The 16,267-nt window shown below is 58.1% G+C and carries 14 protein-coding genes and 1 pseudogene; 7 read left to right on the top strand and 8 right to left on the bottom strand.

What is annotated here, in order from left to right; translation table 11 throughout:
• Positions 1-138 precede the first annotated feature (138 nt).
• Positions 139-387: a DUF1158 domain-containing protein gene (locus tag AB8846_RS05135; RefSeq protein ID WP_370732212.1), complete on the top strand. Its 249-nt coding sequence runs from the start codon at positions 139-141 to the stop codon at positions 385-387.
• On the opposite strand, the gene AB8846_RS05130 is transcribed toward AB8846_RS05135, so the two are convergent.
• Positions 373-1,941 carry an alpha/beta hydrolase-fold protein gene (locus AB8846_RS05130; RefSeq protein WP_370732211.1) on the bottom strand — a complete coding sequence of 523 codons (1,569 nt, stop codon included), beginning with the start codon at positions 1,939-1,941 and terminating at the stop codon, positions 373-375. The genes AB8846_RS05135 and AB8846_RS05130 overlap by 15 nt on opposite strands.
• 123 nt (positions 1,942-2,064) lie before the next feature.
• Here AB8846_RS05130 and AB8846_RS05125 point away from each other — a divergent pair, with 123 nt between their 5' ends.
• Positions 2,065-4,209 (top strand): TonB-dependent siderophore receptor, encoded by a 2,145-nt coding sequence (locus AB8846_RS05125; protein WP_370732210.1) that lies wholly within the window; start codon positions 2,065-2,067, stop codon positions 4,207-4,209.
• A 294-nt stretch (positions 4,210-4,503) separates the two neighbouring features.
• Here AB8846_RS05125 and AB8846_RS05120 read toward each other — a convergent pair whose 3' ends face one another.
• Positions 4,504-4,845 carry a RamA family antibiotic efflux transcriptional regulator gene (locus tag AB8846_RS05120; protein ID WP_063145255.1) on the bottom strand — a complete coding sequence of 114 codons (342 nt, stop codon included), beginning with the start codon at positions 4,843-4,845 and terminating at the stop codon, positions 4,504-4,506.
• A 32-nt stretch (positions 4,846-4,877) separates the two neighbouring features.
• On the bottom strand, positions 4,878-5,981 hold the full coding sequence (locus AB8846_RS05115; protein ID WP_370732209.1) for an MBL fold metallo-hydrolase: 1,104 nt from the start codon (positions 5,979-5,981) through the stop codon (positions 4,878-4,880).
• A gap of 190 nt (positions 5,982-6,171) precedes the next feature.
• Between AB8846_RS05115 and AB8846_RS05110 the strand changes: the two are divergent.
• The 3 genes and pseudogenes from AB8846_RS05110 (at position 6,172) to nfsB (ending at position 7,894) form a co-directional block, all read left to right on the top strand.
• A pseudogene (locus AB8846_RS05110) lies at positions 6,172-6,762 on the top strand (TetR/AcrR family transcriptional regulator).
• The gene (locus AB8846_RS05105; protein ID WP_252034263.1) at positions 6,752-7,120 is read left to right on the top strand and encodes an MmcQ/YjbR family DNA-binding protein; all 369 of its coding nucleotides are present in this window, start codon (positions 6,752-6,754) and stop codon (positions 7,118-7,120) included. Before AB8846_RS05110 ends, AB8846_RS05105 begins: the two are co-directional and overlap by 11 nt.
• 120 nt (positions 7,121-7,240) lie before the next feature.
• Positions 7,241-7,894 carry an oxygen-insensitive NAD(P)H nitroreductase gene (gene nfsB / locus AB8846_RS05100; protein ID WP_370732208.1) on the top strand — a complete coding sequence of 218 codons (654 nt, stop codon included), beginning with the start codon at positions 7,241-7,243 and terminating at the stop codon, positions 7,892-7,894.
• Between the two features lie 36 nt (positions 7,895-7,930).
• On the opposite strand, the gene AB8846_RS05095 is transcribed toward nfsB, so the two are convergent.
• The 3 genes from AB8846_RS05095 to AB8846_RS05085 all read right to left on the bottom strand — a co-directional run bounded on the left by AB8846_RS05095 (position 7,931) and on the right by AB8846_RS05085 (position 9,537).
• Entirely contained in the window at positions 7,931-8,218 is a 288-nt protein-coding gene (locus AB8846_RS05095) for a helix-turn-helix domain-containing protein (RefSeq protein ID WP_047347197.1), read from the bottom strand.
• Positions 8,199-8,528, bottom strand: coding sequence for a type II toxin-antitoxin system RelE/ParE family toxin (locus AB8846_RS05090; protein ID WP_370732207.1), 330 nt, complete (start codon positions 8,526-8,528; stop codon positions 8,199-8,201). The genes AB8846_RS05095 and AB8846_RS05090 overlap by 20 nt, the downstream gene beginning before the upstream one ends.
• 139 nt (positions 8,529-8,667) lie before the next feature.
• Positions 8,668-9,537 carry a helix-turn-helix transcriptional regulator gene (locus AB8846_RS05085; RefSeq protein ID WP_370732206.1) on the bottom strand — a complete coding sequence of 290 codons (870 nt, stop codon included), beginning with the start codon at positions 9,535-9,537 and terminating at the stop codon, positions 8,668-8,670.
• A gap of 107 nt (positions 9,538-9,644) precedes the next feature.
• Here AB8846_RS05085 and AB8846_RS05080 point away from each other — a divergent pair, with 107 nt between their 5' ends.
• Positions 9,645-11,081 carry an MFS transporter gene (locus tag AB8846_RS05080; RefSeq protein ID WP_063145212.1) on the top strand — a complete coding sequence of 479 codons (1,437 nt, stop codon included), beginning with the start codon at positions 9,645-9,647 and terminating at the stop codon, positions 11,079-11,081.
• Between the two features lie 65 nt (positions 11,082-11,146).
• Positions 11,147-12,391 carry a mechanosensitive ion channel family protein gene (locus AB8846_RS05075; RefSeq protein ID WP_047648498.1) on the top strand — a complete coding sequence of 415 codons (1,245 nt, stop codon included), beginning with the start codon at positions 11,147-11,149 and terminating at the stop codon, positions 12,389-12,391.
• A 148-nt stretch (positions 12,392-12,539) separates the two neighbouring features.
• Here AB8846_RS05075 and pheP read toward each other — a convergent pair whose 3' ends face one another.
• Positions 12,540-13,925: a phenylalanine transporter gene (gene pheP / locus AB8846_RS05070; protein WP_063145211.1), complete on the bottom strand. Its 1,386-nt coding sequence runs from the start codon at positions 13,923-13,925 to the stop codon at positions 12,540-12,542.
• Between the two features lie 103 nt (positions 13,926-14,028).
• Positions 14,029-16,212, bottom strand: a complete 2,184-nt coding sequence (locus AB8846_RS05065) for a TonB-dependent receptor (RefSeq protein ID WP_370732205.1) — start codon at positions 16,210-16,212, stop codon at positions 14,029-14,031.
• Positions 16,213-16,267 lie beyond the last annotated feature (55 nt).

Genomic DNA, 16,267 nt, shown 5'->3' with positions numbered 1-16,267 from the left:
TATGAATGTCAGGTCTTATTTTGTCATTTATTCGCAAAATAATATCTTCCTTTTATTCAATAACGCCTGAGTCGCTGATATTGCTTTACGTTCCGGGATGCCGGACAATGACATTTTTAACTGACGATTAACATTACGATGAAACACCCGTTAGAATCGCTGCTTACGGCAGGGGGCATTTTATTGCTGGCCCTGATCTCCTGCCTGCTGTTACCCGCGCCGTCGCTGGGTCTGGTGCTGGCGCAGAAGCTGGTTCAGACCTTCCACATGGTCGATCTGAACCAGCTCTACACCATTCTGTTCTGCCTGTGGTTTTTAGCGCTCGGCGCCATCGAATTCTTCATCCTGCGTTTCGTCTGGCGCCGCTGGTTTTCACTGGCGTCGTAGGCCGGTGAAATCGCGCATGCCGTGGACCAGCGCTTCACACCAGGCCGCGTAGTCGTGACCGCTGGATGAGGGATGGAAGCTGACGCGATACCCTTTCTCCCTCAACGCCTGTTCGAAATCCTGCGTAGTGCGATAAATTCCCCCGCCCGGCCCCGTGGTTTCAAACTTTCCGGCCTGTAGCCAGAAGCGCACCGGATACGGCGGCGACTGCTGATACTGCCGCGTCAGCCAGCCGGGCTCCTCCCCTTTCGGTGCCCACCAGTACGAGCCAGAAAGGCTCAGCACGTTACCAAACAGGCGCGGATAGCGCAGCGCCACCCACGATGAGGCAATGCCGCCGTAGCTCGACCCCGCCAGCACCGTTTTCCGCCGCTGCATCGCGATGCCCTGCCCGCGCAGCCAGGGCAGCAGCTCGTGCGCCATAAAGTCGGCGAAGTCCGGGTTCGGCGGCAGCTCGTTGCCGCGTCGGGCGTGATCGAGGCTGTCGATAAACACCACGTTAATCGGCGGAAGATGATGGCGGGCAATAAGACCGTCCAGCACGTTAGCGAAATGGTATTCGTCCTGATAAATCTGCCCGTCGAAGAGGATGAGCGTCCAGCGTGCAGGCTGCGCGCCGCGCGGTTTATAGATCATCACCTCGCGGGAATTACCGAGGATTTTGCTGGTGATGCTCTGGCGGCTTAACGATCCGTGGACCAGCGGCTGGGCCGTGGCCTGCACGGAGCAATAGCGCGCCGGGCTGAGATCGAGCAGCGAATAGCGGTTCCAGCGATCCGCCTTTTGTTCACCAAAGGTGTTCGGATTGAGCGGATCGGCCTGAGCGCTCACCAGAATGGCGCGTCGCTGGTCGCGCGGAGAGCCATCAATCACCGGTACGTCCGGCGCAAGCTTGTACTGCATCACCGTGTCGGCGGGCACCACGTAGCTGCGAAACCAGACGTCGCTGTTGCCCAGGCGAAACAGCGGATCGTGATCCCCCGCCGGCGAGCCGAGAATAAAGACGTTATCCCGCGCACCGCGCCACAGGAAGGTGACGCGCTTGTGTTCTGCGTCTACCGGCTCCACCATCGGCGTTCCCTGCCGAATCTGCGTCTGCCAGAACGCGTCGGTACTCCCTCCGCCAGCAATCTCTTTTGCCAGCGCCTGAAGCGTCGGGCTTTCAGGCGCCAGCATCTGTACGCGCGGCAGCGCAGATGTCTCCTTCATCCGCCACTGAAAGCGCCAGGGTTTACCCGCTTCGCCGTGCAGGACCAGCGAGGTGCTCTGCTTTACCGGAAGGGCAAACAGCAGCGCGTGTTCGCCATCGGCGGGCCCATTTTCAATCAGCGTACGGATGCGGCGGTTTTGCCCGTCCAGCAGGCGGGCATCCGTTACGCCGTTCAGCGTGGCTGAAACATAGTTTTCAGCAAGCTCCGGCAGCATAAAACAGACTTCACCGCTGGCATCAAACTTCCCCTGAACGTCTCCCTGCCGGGAAGAGTGTTCACAGGTTGCCGCCACCGCAGGCAGCACACCTATCCCGAGTAATAATCCGCTCCATACCCTCTTCATTACCGCTTGTTCCCCGACGAAATTTGTTACCAACGCTAATGCAAATGGTAATAATTTGCAATATCATCTAGCACGTTTTAACGGTGTTTTTATGGCGATAGCAAACAAGGATGAGTAGAAAAAATGTTTAAGAATAATAAGATAATGCAGCTGTGGCTGCTGAGCCTGGCGACGACCAGCGTGGCGGCTCAGGCTGAAAATAGAGAAGAAACCATAACGGTGACGCAGGGCGTGAGTGAAGATCCCACCGCTCCGGTAAAAGGGATTGTGGCAACCCAAACGCTCTCCGCGACCAAGACCCGCGCGGAGATCGTGAAAACGCCGCAGTCGGTATCGGTGATCACCCGCGATCAGATGAACATGCAGGACGTGACCTCCGTCTCGCAGGCGCTGCGCTACTCGGCGGGCGTGTTTACCGAGTACCGCGGCTCGTCGAACCGTAACGATGAGGTGTTCGTGCGCGGCTTTAGCTATGTGCCGAAATTCCTCGACGGCCTGAGCTTCGGCGCTACGGCCTCGTCCCAGACGGGCACGATTGACCCGTGGCTGCTGGAGCGCGTGGAGCTGGTGCGTGGCCCGGCGTCGGTCCTGTTTGGTCAGGTCAATCCGGGCGGGTTAATCAGCATGACCAGCAAACGGCCGACCGCGGAATCCATCCATAACGTGCAGTTCCGCACCGGCAATAACGATCTGGCAGAAGGCGCGTTTGATTTCGGCGGCAGGCTGAGCGACGACGGCCGCGTGCTGTATCGCGTCAACGGTATCGCCCGTACCCAGCATAATCAGGTGGACGATTATAAAGAGACGCGGATGGCGATTGCGCCGGCCATCACCTGGTACCCGAACGACCTGACCCGCTTTACGCTGCTGACCAGCTACCAGAAGGATCCGGATGCGGGCTACCGTAACTTCCTGCCCGCCTACGGCACGGTCAAAAGCGTCGACGGGAAATACATCCCGCGCGACTTTAACGTCAGCGATCCGAATTACAATCAGTCCTGGCGCGAGCAGACGACGATCGGCTACGAGCTGGAACATCAGTTCGCCGACGACCTCACCTTCCGCCAGAACGCGCGTTATGCCGCCATCAAACAGAATTATCGTTACCTCGTTTACGCCAGCAGCGCGGCCAACAGCACGGTATTAACGCGACGCGCGCAGCATGAAGAGCGCACCACCAACGAATTTGGCCTGGATAACCAGCTGGAGTACCTGCTGGAGACCGGCAGCGTCGGCCACACCCTGCTCGGCGGGTTTGACTACAAGACCAGCAAAGATAAGCAGCTGCTGGCACGCGGGAGCGGTTCACAGTATGACCTCGACTGGACGAACCCGGTGTACGGCGTGAACGTGGATGAAAGCACCTTCAAAACCGCCAGCGACGAGCAGCAAAATCTCGACCAGATGGGGCTGTATTTGCAGGATCAAATGAGCTGGAACAGCTGGGAATGGCTGGTCTCCGGGCGCTACGACTGGAGCGAAGTGCGAACTAACGACTTCACCGACGGCAGCGTTACCCAGCAGAACGACAGCAAGTTCACCTGGCGAACCGGACTGCTCTACGCGTTCGACTCTGGCCTGTCGCCGTACGTCAGCTACAGCACCTCGTTTGAACCGAACCTGCAAACCAACCGCGCGCCGGGCGTTGCACCCTTCAAGCCAACCACCGGGGAGCAAACCGAGATTGGCCTGAAGTATCAGCCGGTCGACAGCACGCTGATGACCCTCGCGCTGTACGATTTAACCCAGGACAACGTGGCGACCTATAACAGCGCCGAAGGCTGGTTCGAGAACGCGGGCAAGGTGCGTTCGAAAGGCGTTGAGGCGGAAATCCACTCCACGCTGATGGACAACATCAACCTGATTGGCTCGTATACCTACACCGATGCGAAAACCAAAAGCACGACGGTGGCGGGAACAGAAGGCAAAACGCCTGCGCGCATTCCGGCGCATATGGCATCGGCGTTTGCCAGCTATACCGTTCCGGGCGGCGCGCTGAAGAGCCTGACCGCGGGCGTGGGGATGCGCTACATCGGCACCAGCTACGGCGATGCGAAGAACACCTTCAAGGTGCCGTCGGTGGATCTGTATGACGCGATGCTGAGCTACGATCTGGGCGAGATGAACCGCAGCCTGAAAGGGGCGAGCGTGCAGTTCAACGTCAATAACGTGGCGGACACGAAGTATGTGGCGTCGTGCGCAAGCGATACGGCGTGCTTCTACGGGATTGGTCGTACGGTGACGGCAACGGTGAATTACCGGTGGTAAGCTATCAGTAGGCCCGGTAAGCGCAGCGCCACCGGGCAATTTACGGGCACCGTGCCCACAAAAAAGCCGGGTGGCGGCTACGCCTTACCCGGCCTACGTTCGCACTGTCTGTAGGCACGGTAAGCGCAACGCCACCGGGCAACATACGGGCACTGTGCCCACAACCCCTTACCCGGTCTACGTTCGCACTGTCTGTAGGCCCGGTAAGCGCAGCGCCACCGGGCAACTTACGGGCACCGCGCCCACAAAAAAGCCGGGTGGCGGCTACGCCTTACCCGGCCAACACGCGACATGTTAATGTGTCTGGCTATGGTTCTCTTTACGGTACGCACCCGGCGGCTGGTTGAACGTACGGGTAAAGATGCGGGTAAATGTCTGCTGCGAATCAAACCCGTAGCGCAGGCAGATATCGTACACCCGAGCGTCGGATTCACGCAGGTCGCGCGCCGCCAGCAGCAGCTTGCGTTCACGGATATAGCGCCCCAGGCTCTCCCCTTTATACTGCATAAACAACCGCTGCAGGTGCCACTTCGAGTAACCCGCGTGGCGGGCAATATCCTCTATACGTAATGGCTGGTGCAGATTGTCGTCGATCCATTCGACGATAGTGTCGATGACTTGAGCGGAAATGGTCATACAGCTGTCCCCCTCTGCTTCTCGCTTAAACATTATTCCCACCACGCGCGAAAGGTTTGCGCGGTGTCACTCACCCGGACGGGCTCACCCAGTTCTGGCGTCAGCAGCCGATAATTTTTGTCCTTGCTGGCGAGCGCCAGCTGGATCAGCGGATCGTTCCAGGCGTGTTTCGCCAGCACGAAGCGTCCGTTGTGCCCCGGCACCACCGCTTTGGCGTTGAGATCCGCCGAGGCCTGCGCCGTTTCATCCGGCAGCATGTGGATGTACTTCCAGTCCTGGTCGTACTGGCCGTTTTCCATGATGGCTAAATCCACCTCGCCAAACTGTTCGCCGATGGCCTTAAAGTGCGGGCCGTAGCCGGAATCCCCGCTGTAATAAACCTTCTGCTCTGGCGTGACGAACATAAAGCTGCCCCACAGGGTCCGATCCCGTTTGATGCCGCGCCCGGAGAAGTGGCGCGCTGGCAGAACATGCACCGTCAGTTCATCGCTGATGCGTACCGACTGGTTCCAGTCGCGCTCGTCAATAATCTCGGGCTTCATTCCCCAGTAGCGCAGGTGGGATCCCACGCCCAGCGGCGTCACCACGCGCTTCACCTTCGGCAGTAGCGCCCTGATGGTGGCGTAATCCAGATGATCGTAGTGATCGTGCGAGATAATCAGCAGGTCGATTTCCGGCATGCTTTCAGCGCGCCACGGATACTCGCCGGCAAAGGCCTTATTGAGGAACGAGAACGGCGCGGCATAGTTGCCGAGCACCGGGTCAATCAGGATGCGCTTGCCCGCAAGCTGCAGATACCACGAGGAGTGACCGAGCCACACCAGGGTGTCCTGCTCCAGAGGCAGGCTTGCAAGATCGGTTTTCACCAGCGGCAGCGGCTGAGCCGGGCGCGCGTTTTCGGTTTTTTTGGTCAGAAAATCCCACGTCGCGACCAGCATATTTTTGTCGCCGTTATAGCCCGGCGTCGGCAGCGTATTGTGGAATTTTCCCTCGCGATACTGGGGAGAGGCCTCCACTTCGGTGAGCTGCTCACCCTGCGGTGGCTGGCCGAATCCGGCATTCAGAACAAACGGTAAACTCGCAGCTGAAGCTATGATCATGATTAACACCACGCAGATGAAGAAAGGTTTTTTCATATCCAGACCCGAAAACGCGCCCCATCCGATAGTTTGCGCGGGGTAAACTTGATTATGAGTGAGTAAGCACTCATTATAGATATGATGATAAAGTCGTCAAGACGTTTTCGATCTTTGACATTCCGCGTTGCAGCGTGTCAAAGCACGTGTTTCAATCAGGGTTTTTACAATTGACAGGGGGAAAAATTTAGTGGCACGTCCGAAGAGTGAAGATAAAAAACAGGCCTTACTGGAAGCCGCAACCGTGGCATTTGCACAGTCAGGTATCGCCGCCTCAACGGCGTTAATCGCCCGTAACGCGGGCGTCGCCGAAGGTACCCTGTTTCGCTACTTTCCGACTAAAGACGATCTGCTAAATGCCCTCTATCTGCACCTGAAGCAGGATCTCTGACAGGCCATGCTGGCAAACCTCGATCGCACCATCACGCTTCCCAAAGAGCATACCCGCAATATCTGGAACAGCTACGTGGACTGGGGTATTCGTAACCCCGTTTCTCATGCGGCTATCCGCCAGATTGGCGTCAGTGAAAAGCTAAGTACCGAAACGGAACAGGCGGTGAAGGAGATGTTCCCCGAACTCCATGAGCTGTGCCGCCGCTCGGTGCGCCCGGTGTTTATGTCGGATGAATTTAAAACGTTTGGCGATGCGCTTTTCTTATCGCTGGCGGAAACCACCATGGAGTTTGCCACCCGCGACCCGTCACGCGCCGTCGATTTTAAAGCGCTGGGTTTTGAGGCCATGTGGCGCGGGCTGGCTCAGGAGGATAGCGATGGACAGTAAATCCCTGCAGGAACACGCCATGCGTGTGGCGCTTGAGTTGCCCTTCACCGAGCACTGCTGGCCGTTTGGGCCGGAGTTTGACGTGTTTAAAGTGGGCGGAAAGATTTTCATGCTCGTCGCGGTCGCGCACGGGCGACCGCACGTCAGCCTGAAGTCAGATCCTGAGAAATCACTGTTAAATCAGCAGATCTATCGCGGGATAGAGCCGGGCTACCACCTGAGTAAAAAGCACTGGATTTCCCTTTACGGTACTGACGACGTGACGCCGGAACTGGTTACCGACCTCATTAATGATTCCTGGAATCTGGTGGTGGATAAGCTGCCGAAAAAAGACCAGAAGTGGATCCGGCCGGTCTGATTGTTCGTCTGAGACGAACAGAGTAAGCGCTCGAATTGCACTTATCTTTTACCGCTTCGCGCGGTAATCTGCTTTCCTTTCGCGCCCGCGAGCGGGCGAATTTCATCACCAGGAGTTGTTATGGATATCATTTCTGTCGCCCTGAAACGCCACTCTACCAAGGCGTTCGACGCAAGCAAAAAACTGACCGCGGAAGAAGCGGAAAAAATCAAAACCCTGCTGCAGTACAGCCCGTCCAGCACCAACTCCCAGCCGTGGCACTTCATCGTAGCCAGCACCGAGGAAGGTAAAGCGCGCGTGGCAAAATCCGCCGCGGGCACCTATGTGTTCAACGAACGCAAAATGCTCGATGCTTCTCACGTGGTGGTGTTCTGCGCGAAAACCGCGCTGGACGATGCCTGGCTGGAGCGCGTGGTGGATCAGGAAGAGGCCGATGGCCGTTTCAACACGCCGGAAGCCAAAGCCGCCAACAATAAAGGCCGCCACTTCTTCGCCGACATGCACCGTGTGGATCTGAAAGATGACGACCAGTGGATGGCGAAACAGGTTTACCTGAACGTCGGCAACTTCCTGCTGGGCGTGGGCGCACTGGGTCTGGACGCGGTGCCGATTGAAGGCTTCGACGCCGCTATTCTCGACGAAGAGTTTGGCCTGAAAGAGAAAGGCTTCACCAGCCTGGTGGTGGTACCGGTTGGGCACCACAGCGTGGAAGATTTCAACGCCACGCTGCCGAAGTCTCGCCTGCCGCTGAGCACGATTGTGACCGAGTGCTAATCACTGCTGGCACGCTGGCTTCCGGCGTGCCTGTTTTCAATAAAGCGTAATCTGCGGGTGTTTAACCCCACACACCAGCGCATAGCGCGTTAAGGTATCAAGGCTCGCCCGGGTTATATTCGCTTCCATTCTTGATACGGTGGGTGCGCTTACGCCCATTCGCTCCGCCACCTGTGCGCGCGTCAGACCAGCATGGTCGCGCCATTGCGCCAGCATCTCTCGCAGGCGCTCCTTGCGCTCTTCTGCATCAAATGAAGCCTGTACCTCTGAATTATTTAACAGCTCCGCTCTGAGCTCATCCCAGTCAATAATTTTTTTGCTCATCCAACATCTCCTGTTGTCGTTTCAATGCCAGACGGAGTTCAGCAGAGGGCGTTTTTTGCGTTTTCTTGATAAATACCCTCAGCAGAAAAATTGTCTTTTCCCGCTGATACACGTAGATCCCACGAGTGTGGATCAGCCCAACGGTTCTGATTTCAAACAAACCATAGGGTAAGGGTTTGCTGTCAGGTTCTCTCAGTACTGTCGGGTTAGTGCGTAATTTATCAAGCTGTCGAATCAGCTTCGCCTGTACCCCAGCAGGCAGTGAGAGAATCTCTTCCCTGACCGCCTCATGAACGATAAGTCTGAACACGGTTTTTCATCCCTGATGATATTAGCATATAAGGCAATTTACATTAAAGGCTAATTTAGCCTTTCGTGTATCACCTTACCCGCTTTAAACAGGCAGAACCGGATCCGCGTTGATTCCCTGAAACCGTCTCGCAAAAAACTTATTTTCCCTGCGCCGCCAGCCAGGCCATCGCCCGCTCCCCTGCCTCATCCACCGGCAGATACACCAGCAGCCGCGACCCGTTTCGCGGCGCGGAGTACCAGTACATCTGCTGCAGCGTAAAATCCCCCAGATCGGGATGGGTAAACAGCTTGAGCTGGTTCTCCACGCCGCGCACGTCGTTGCGCTGGTGCCACAGGGTTTTGAACTCGTCGGACACCGCAAAGAAGCGCGCCAGTTTGGCTTCCCACAGCGGGTCGCCCCGGTGCTCGGCCATCGCCGCGCGGAAGTAGGAGACAAATATGGGCAGCACATCGTCACGTCTGCCGAGACGCGCGCGCCACGCCGGATGGGTGAGGAACAGGTAAATACAGTTGCGGTCTTCCGGCGGGATTTCATTGAAATCGACGCCCATCAGGTGGCCGAAGCTGTCGTTCCACGCCACGATGTCGAAATTGGGCTTCTGGATGCTGGCAGGTTTTGGCATCAGCGTATCCAGCAGGCGACGCGTGCCTTCGCTGATGCCCTCGCAGCAGACCGCCTGCGGGGCTTCGCCCGGCGGCAACCCGGCAAGCACGAAAAGGTGACGGGCTTCGGTCGGCGTACACTGCAAGGCTTTCGCCACAGCCGCCATCACCGCGCTGGACGGGTTGACGTCCCTGCCCTGCTCCAGCCAGGTGTACCAGGTCACGCCCACGTCAGCGAGCATCGCCACCTCTTCGCGGCGCAGACCCGGCGTGCGGCGACGGCCGCTGCGCGGCAGGCCGAGACGCTGCGGATCGAGGCTTTCACGTCGCGCGCGTAAAAATGCCCCCAGCTGTTTTCGGGTGTCATCCTGAAGTGAGACGACGGGTTCAGACATCAAGGCCATAAATCCCCCTGCATGGTAGTACCAGTACCAGTATAAGCAAGAACTGGTACCCGTTTATCAGATGGTTGATGCTACGACCATCTGATGAATGACGCAATGGAGATCCCATGAATACGTCAGTTGTTTCACCGGGCCGCGCTGGCCTGATATTGCTGCTAACCGGCCAGATGCTGCCGATGATTGATACCTCAATCACCAACGTGGCGCTGGACGCCATCACCCACTCGCTGCACGCCACCGCCACCGAGCTGGAGCTGATTGTCGCCCTCTACGGCGTAGCCTTCGCCGTCTGCCTGGCGCTCGGCAGCAAGCTGGGGGATAACTTTGGCCGTCGACGCCTGTTTATGTGGGGCGTGGCGAGCTTTGGCCTCGCCTCGCTGCTGTGCGGGATGGCGGGGAACATTGAACAGCTGCTGGCCGCGCGCATCGTTCAGGGTGCGGGAGCCGCACTGATCGTGCCGCAAATTCTCGCCACGCTGCACGTCACGCTCAAAGGTCCCGCCCACGCAAAAGCCATCAGCCTGTTTGGCGGCATCGGTGGGATTGCGTTTATCGTCGGGCAAATGGGCGGCGGCTGGCTGGTATCGGCGGACATCGCCGGGCTGGGCTGGCGTAACGCCTTCTTTATCAACGTGCCGATCTGTCTGGTGGTGCTGGCGCTGAGTCGCCATTTCGTACCCGAAACCCGTCGCGAGACGCCGTCACGCATCGACTGGCCGGGTACCGTGCTGCTGGCGATTATTCTCTGCTGCCTGCTATTCCCGACGGCGCTCGGCCCCCAGTGGCACTGGTCGTGGCCGCTGAAGGCGATGCTGCTCGCCATTATCCCGCTGGCCTGGCTGATGGCGCTGAATGCGCGCAAAAAGGAGCGTGAGAATGCCCACCCGCTGATCCCGCCTCGCCTGCTGCAGCTTCGCAGCGTTCGCTTTGGCATACTGATTGCGATGCTCTTTTTCAGCGTCTGGTCCGGGTTTATGTTCTGTATGGCGCTGACCATGCAAACCGGTCTGGGGATGGCACCGTGGCAGTCCGGGAACAGTTTTATCGCCCTTGGGGTGGCTTATTTTATCTCCGCGTGGTTCGCGCCGCGGCTGATTGCTCGCTACAGCACCAGTACCATTCTGCTGACCGGTCTGGCGATCCAGATTGTCGGCCTGCTGGCGCTGATCGCCACGTTCCGCGTCTGGGGAATGGAGAATACCGCGCTGACGCTGGCGCCCGCGACCGGGCTGGTCGGCTACGGGCAGGCGCTGATCGTGAACAGCTTCTACCGCATCGGGATGCGCGATATCCAGCCTGACGACGCGGGGGCCGCGAGCGCCATTCTCAGCACGCTGCAGCAGGCCGCGCTGGGGCTTGGCCCGGCCATTTTTGGCGCGATTTTGCTGCACGCGCTGCAGAACCACCACGGGGATTACACCCAGGCGGTTAACGTCTTCCTGATGGTGGAAACGGCGATGATGGTGGTGCTCGCCCTGGCGACGCTGCGCATCCGCCATAGCCTGTGCCTGCCGGTGGTGAAGGTCTGCCAGGCCACCAAATAAGCCCGTGAATTTGCATAATAGATCCGCAGCCGCCATTATGGGGCTGCATCAATAAAGGAGACGTTATGCAGGAATTAATTGCTCAGGTTGAAGAGTTAGGCATTGAAATTAATCACACCACCTCTTTAGTGATTATCTTTGGTATTATTTTTCTTACCGCCATCATCGTTCATTTTATTCTGCACAAAGTGGTGCTTCGCGCGTTCGAAAAACGCGCTCAGGCCAGCAGCCATTTGTGGTTGCAGATTATTACCCAGAATAAATTATTTCACCGTCTGGCCTTCACCCTTCAGGGGATAATCGTCAACGTCCAGGCGGTACTGTGGCTGCAAAAGGGCAGCGAAGCGGCGGAAATTCTCACCACCTGCGCAAAGCTGTGGGTGATGGTGTATGCCCTGCTCTCATTCTTCTCGCTGCTGGACGTGATTTTTAATCTGTCGCAGAAAATGGCCACCGCATCACAGCTGCCGCTGAAAGGGATCTTCCAGGGCATCAAGCTGGTGAGCGCCATCCTGGTGGGGATATTGATTATCTCCCTGCTGATCGGCCAGTCCCCGGCGATTCTGATAAGCGGTCTGGGCGCCATGGCCGCCGTTCTGATGCTGGTGTTTAAAGACCCGATACTCGGACTGGTGGCGGGGATTCAGCTTTCCGCCAACGACATGCTCAAGCTCGGCGACTGGCTGGAGATGCCGAAATACGGTGCCAACGGCACGGTGACGGACATCGGTCTGACCACCGTTAAAGTACGCAACTTCGATAATACGATTACGACCATTCCGACGTGGGCCCTGGTCTCTGACGCCTTTATTAACTGGAGCGGCATGTCTGCCTCCGGCGGGCGACGCATTAAGCGCAGCCTGAATATTGATACCACCAGCATTCATTTTCTCGACGAGCAGGAACAGCAGAAACTCATTCAGGCGAAACTGCTAAAGCCCTATCTGGCCGCGCGGCATGAGGAAATTAACCTGTGGAATCAGAAAAACGGTGAAGGGGAGTCGGTATTAAACCTGCGTAAGATGACCAATATTGGCACCTTCCGCGCCTACCTGAATGAATATCTGCGCAACCACCCCCGCATTCGCAAAGATATGACGCTGATGGTGCGCCAGCTAGCGCCTGATGCGAATGGTTTGCCGATTGAAATATATGCTTTCACCAACACGGTGGTCTGGGCAGAATATGAGGAAATTCAGGCCGACATCTTCGACCATATTTTCGCGGTGGTGGATGAGTTTGGGCTGCGTATTCACCAGTCCCCGACCGGGAACGATATTCGCTCCCTGGCGGGCGTTATCGCCAGGTAATTCGTTTGTAGGCCCGGTAAGCGAAGCGCCACCGGGCGTGAAGGCAGGTGCGGTCTGGTTTGGTGCGGTCTGGTGCCCTCACCCCGGCCCTCTCCCACAGGGAGAGGGTGCAAACACTAAAAACGGCAACCAGGTTGCCGTTTTGCTTTTACCTTCGCGAGAGCTTAAAGGCAATAAACAGGAACACCACCCACACCGGCAGCAGCATCGCCGACAGGCGCATCTCATCCATGGTGCACATCAGCACCAGAATCAGCCCCAGGAACGCGATACAGATGTAGTTCCCCGCCGGGTAAAGCAGCGCTTTGAACTGCGTCTCGCGTCCCTTGCGGCGCATCGCGGCGCGAAAGCGCAGGTGCGCGAGGCAGATCATGATCCAGTTCAGCAGCAGCGTGGCGACAACCAGCGCCATCAGCAGGCCAAAGGCCTCTTTCGGCAGCAGGTAGTTGATCAGCACCACCAGCGAGGTGATAGCACCAGAAAGGAACAAGGAGTTCACCGGCACGCCGCGACGGCTGACGCGAGTGAGGAACTTCGGCGCGTTGCCCTGTACGGAGAGGCCAAACAGCATGCGGCTGTTGGAGTAAACGCCGCTGTTATAGACCGACAGAGACGCCACCAGAATGACGAAGTTCAGCGCCGAGGCCACCAGGTTGCTGTTCATATCGTGGAAAATCATCACGAACGGACTGCTGTCGGACTTCACCTCCACCCACGGATAGAGCGCCAGCAGCACCACCAGCGAGCCGATGTAGAACAGCAGAATACGGTACACCACCTGGTTGACCGCTTTTGGAATGCTTTTATGCGGGTCGCGCGCTTCCGCGGCGGTAATACCAATCAGCTCTAGTCCGCCGAAGGAGAACATGATCACTGCCAGGGAGAGAATCAGCCCTTTCCAGCCGGTGGCGAGGAAGCCGCCGTGCTGCCACAGGTTGTCGATGGTGGCGCGCTCGCCGCCGTGGCCGGAGAACAGCAGCCACAGGCCGAAGCCGATCATTCCGATAATCGCCAGCACCTTGATCAGCGCAAACCAGAACTCGGTTTCGCCATACAGGCGCACGTTGACGAGGTTAACGGCGTTAATAATGATGAAGAAGGCCGCCGCCCAGATCCACGTTGGCACGTCCGGGAGCCAGTACTGCATATAAATGCCAGCGGCGGTCAGCTCCGCCATCCCCACCAGCACGAACATGACCCAGTAGTTCCAGCCGGACAGGAAGCCTGCAAACGGGCCCCAGTATTTATAAGCAAAGTGCGCGAAGGAGCCTGAAACCGGCTCTTCAACGACCATCTCGCCAAGCTGGCGCATGATCAGGAAGGCGATAATCCCGGCGATACCGTAACCCAGCAGAACCGCCGGGCCAGCCATCTGAATAGCGGGGCCGATGCCGAGAAACAGCCCGGTACCGATCGCGCCGCCAAGGGCAATTAACTGAATATGTCGATTTTGCAAACCACGTTGCAGCGTCGGATTCTGATCCGACGAGGCTTCAGCGCTACCATGGCCTGAAGCGGATGACGCGTCTTTCACGTCCTACCCCTGTCTCTTTTTTAGAAGGGGCACGTTTTAACACTTCATGCTGGAGGTAGCAAGGGATTGGGGCATCCCTGCCCCGGATAACGAGGTGGAACGCTTAAAACGCGTAGCCAACCGAGACCTTAAAGGTGCGCGGTTCGCCCTGCGTAATATAGGTACCGGAATCGTCCACGCTGGCCCAGTAGTTTTCATTGGTCACGTTGTCGATGCCCGCACGAACCGTCATCTGGTTTTCATTGTGGTTCACCGCGAAGCGATAGCGCATCCCCAGATCCAGCGTGGTGTAGCTGTCCAGCTTTTTGCTGTTTGCCAGGTCAGCGTACTGCGCGCCGGAGTGGTTCACGCGGGCGGTGGCGGTCAGGCCGTTAATCGGCTTGATGTCGTACTCCGCGCCCAGCACGGCGTAAAAGTTCGGAATACCGATCGCATCGTTGCCCTGATTCACGCCATTTTTGGTTTTGGTGAGCTCGGCCTGCAGCCAGGTGGCGCTGGCGTTCAGACGCATCCCCAGCATTGGCTCGCCGAAGACGTTCAGCTCCACGCCACGGTTACGCTGCTCGGCGTCAAGCCCGTAGTGGCCGCTGTCGTCGAGGATCGCCGACGGCATTTTGATTTCGAACAGCGCAAGCGATCCGCCCACGCGGCCAAAGTCCGCCTTCACGCCCACTTCGTTCTGCTTAGAGTGAACGATACCGGTGCTCTGGCCGTAGTTGGTGGCGGTGTTAGGCGCGGTTTTACCCGGCTGCAGCGCTTCGGTGTGGTTAGCATAGAGGGAGATCGTCTCCCACGGCTTGTAGACCACGCCGTAGGTGGGCATCCAGCGGCTGCCGTCGAAGCCGTCCGCCGCGTTTTCCGCACCGGTGACTTTGTTATACCCGCGAATGACCACCTTCTGATGGCGCGCGCCCGCGGTGAACAGCAGTTTGTCGTCCAGCACGCCCAGCGTATCGCTCAGCAGCCAGCCCTGCGTACGGGTGCGCCCACTGGTCAGCGGATCGCTGTACTTCCCGCCAGAGCCGTTGAAGTTAGTGCTATCCGGCATATCGACGCCGGTATTGTGATAGATGTTGGTGGTCGGGTTATCCTTCGCCGCCGACATTTTCCACGCGATTTTTTCGTTTTTGGTCATCGCCGAATAGCCGACGTTGACCTTGTGCGAGACAAAACCGGTGTCAAAGTTACCGCGAATGCCCGCCATCCCGCTGACGGAATCGCTGATGCGGTTGGTGTCGAGGCGGCTGACCGTGGCCTTGCCGCTCTTGTCCACCAGCTTCGGCGCGCTGTAGATGCCTTCCTCATGCGCGTGCTGCGCGCCCAGACCGGTATAGGCGGTCCAGCCGTCGGCGATGTCGTACTCGCTGCGCCACATCCCAAATTCGTTTTCGATGTTGCTGTAGGCCCACTTCTGCGAGAAGTTACGATCGTTTTTCGGCGGCTCGGGCACGAAGTCCACCGCGGAAATATTGACGCTGGTCGGGCTGCCGTGGAAGGTTTTCTTCTGATAGCCGAGATCCAGCGAGGTGCGGAAGCGGTCGCCCGTGTAATCCAGGCCGGTTGAGAGCAGCGTGGTGCGGCGGCGATCGTTCGCAATGCCGGTTTCCCCTTCGCGATGGACCAGGTTCACCCGCGCGCCAAACTGGTCGCTGTCGCCGTAGCGACGGCCCGCATCCAGCGTGGTGCCAATCTGGGAATCCGAGGTATAGTCCACGCCGACTTTCGCCTGCGGGAGCTCGCCCGCGTGTTTTGGCTCAAGGTTGATCATCCCGCCCACGCCGGAGCTTGCCGCGCCGTTCATCAGCGAGTTTGCCCCTTTGAAGATCTCAATGCGGTCAACCATCTGGGTATCCACCACCTGGCGCGGCAGCACGCCGGACAGCCCGCCAAAGGTCATGTCGTCGCCGTCAAACTTCAGGCCACGGATGCGGTAGGTCTCCGCGCTGTTGCCGTACCCCTGAACGAACTGTACGCCCGCATCGTTCGCGACGACATCGGCAATGGTTTTCGCCTGCTGATCTTCCACCAGCTTCGAGGTGTAGCTGATGAGGTTGAACGGCACGTCCATGGCGTTCTGCTGGCCCAGCATCCCCATGCGTCCGCCGTTCGCCACCTGTCCGTCAAGGAAGGCCGGTACCAGCTGGTCGCCGCCGGGTTTGAAATCGCTGGCTGGTGCAGCCTGGACAACGAGGGTGTCCTCTTTTTGATCGTCCGCCGCGAAGGCGGAATGTGTCACCGCGCCAACGGCAAACGCCAGCAGCGTGTTGTGCATCATGGTGTTGTTCATCGTTAACTCATTTAAACGTGCGCGCAAAAATGACCCGTTGTCGGGCCTTAGAATG

Origin of the sequence: Enterobacter sp. KB-221C9 (assembly GCF_041320715.1) — a bacterium.
Classification (GTDB): domain Bacteria; phylum Pseudomonadota; class Gammaproteobacteria; order Enterobacterales; family Enterobacteriaceae; genus Enterobacter; species Enterobacter asburiae_D.
This window is presented reverse-complemented; position numbering and strand designations above follow the sequence as displayed.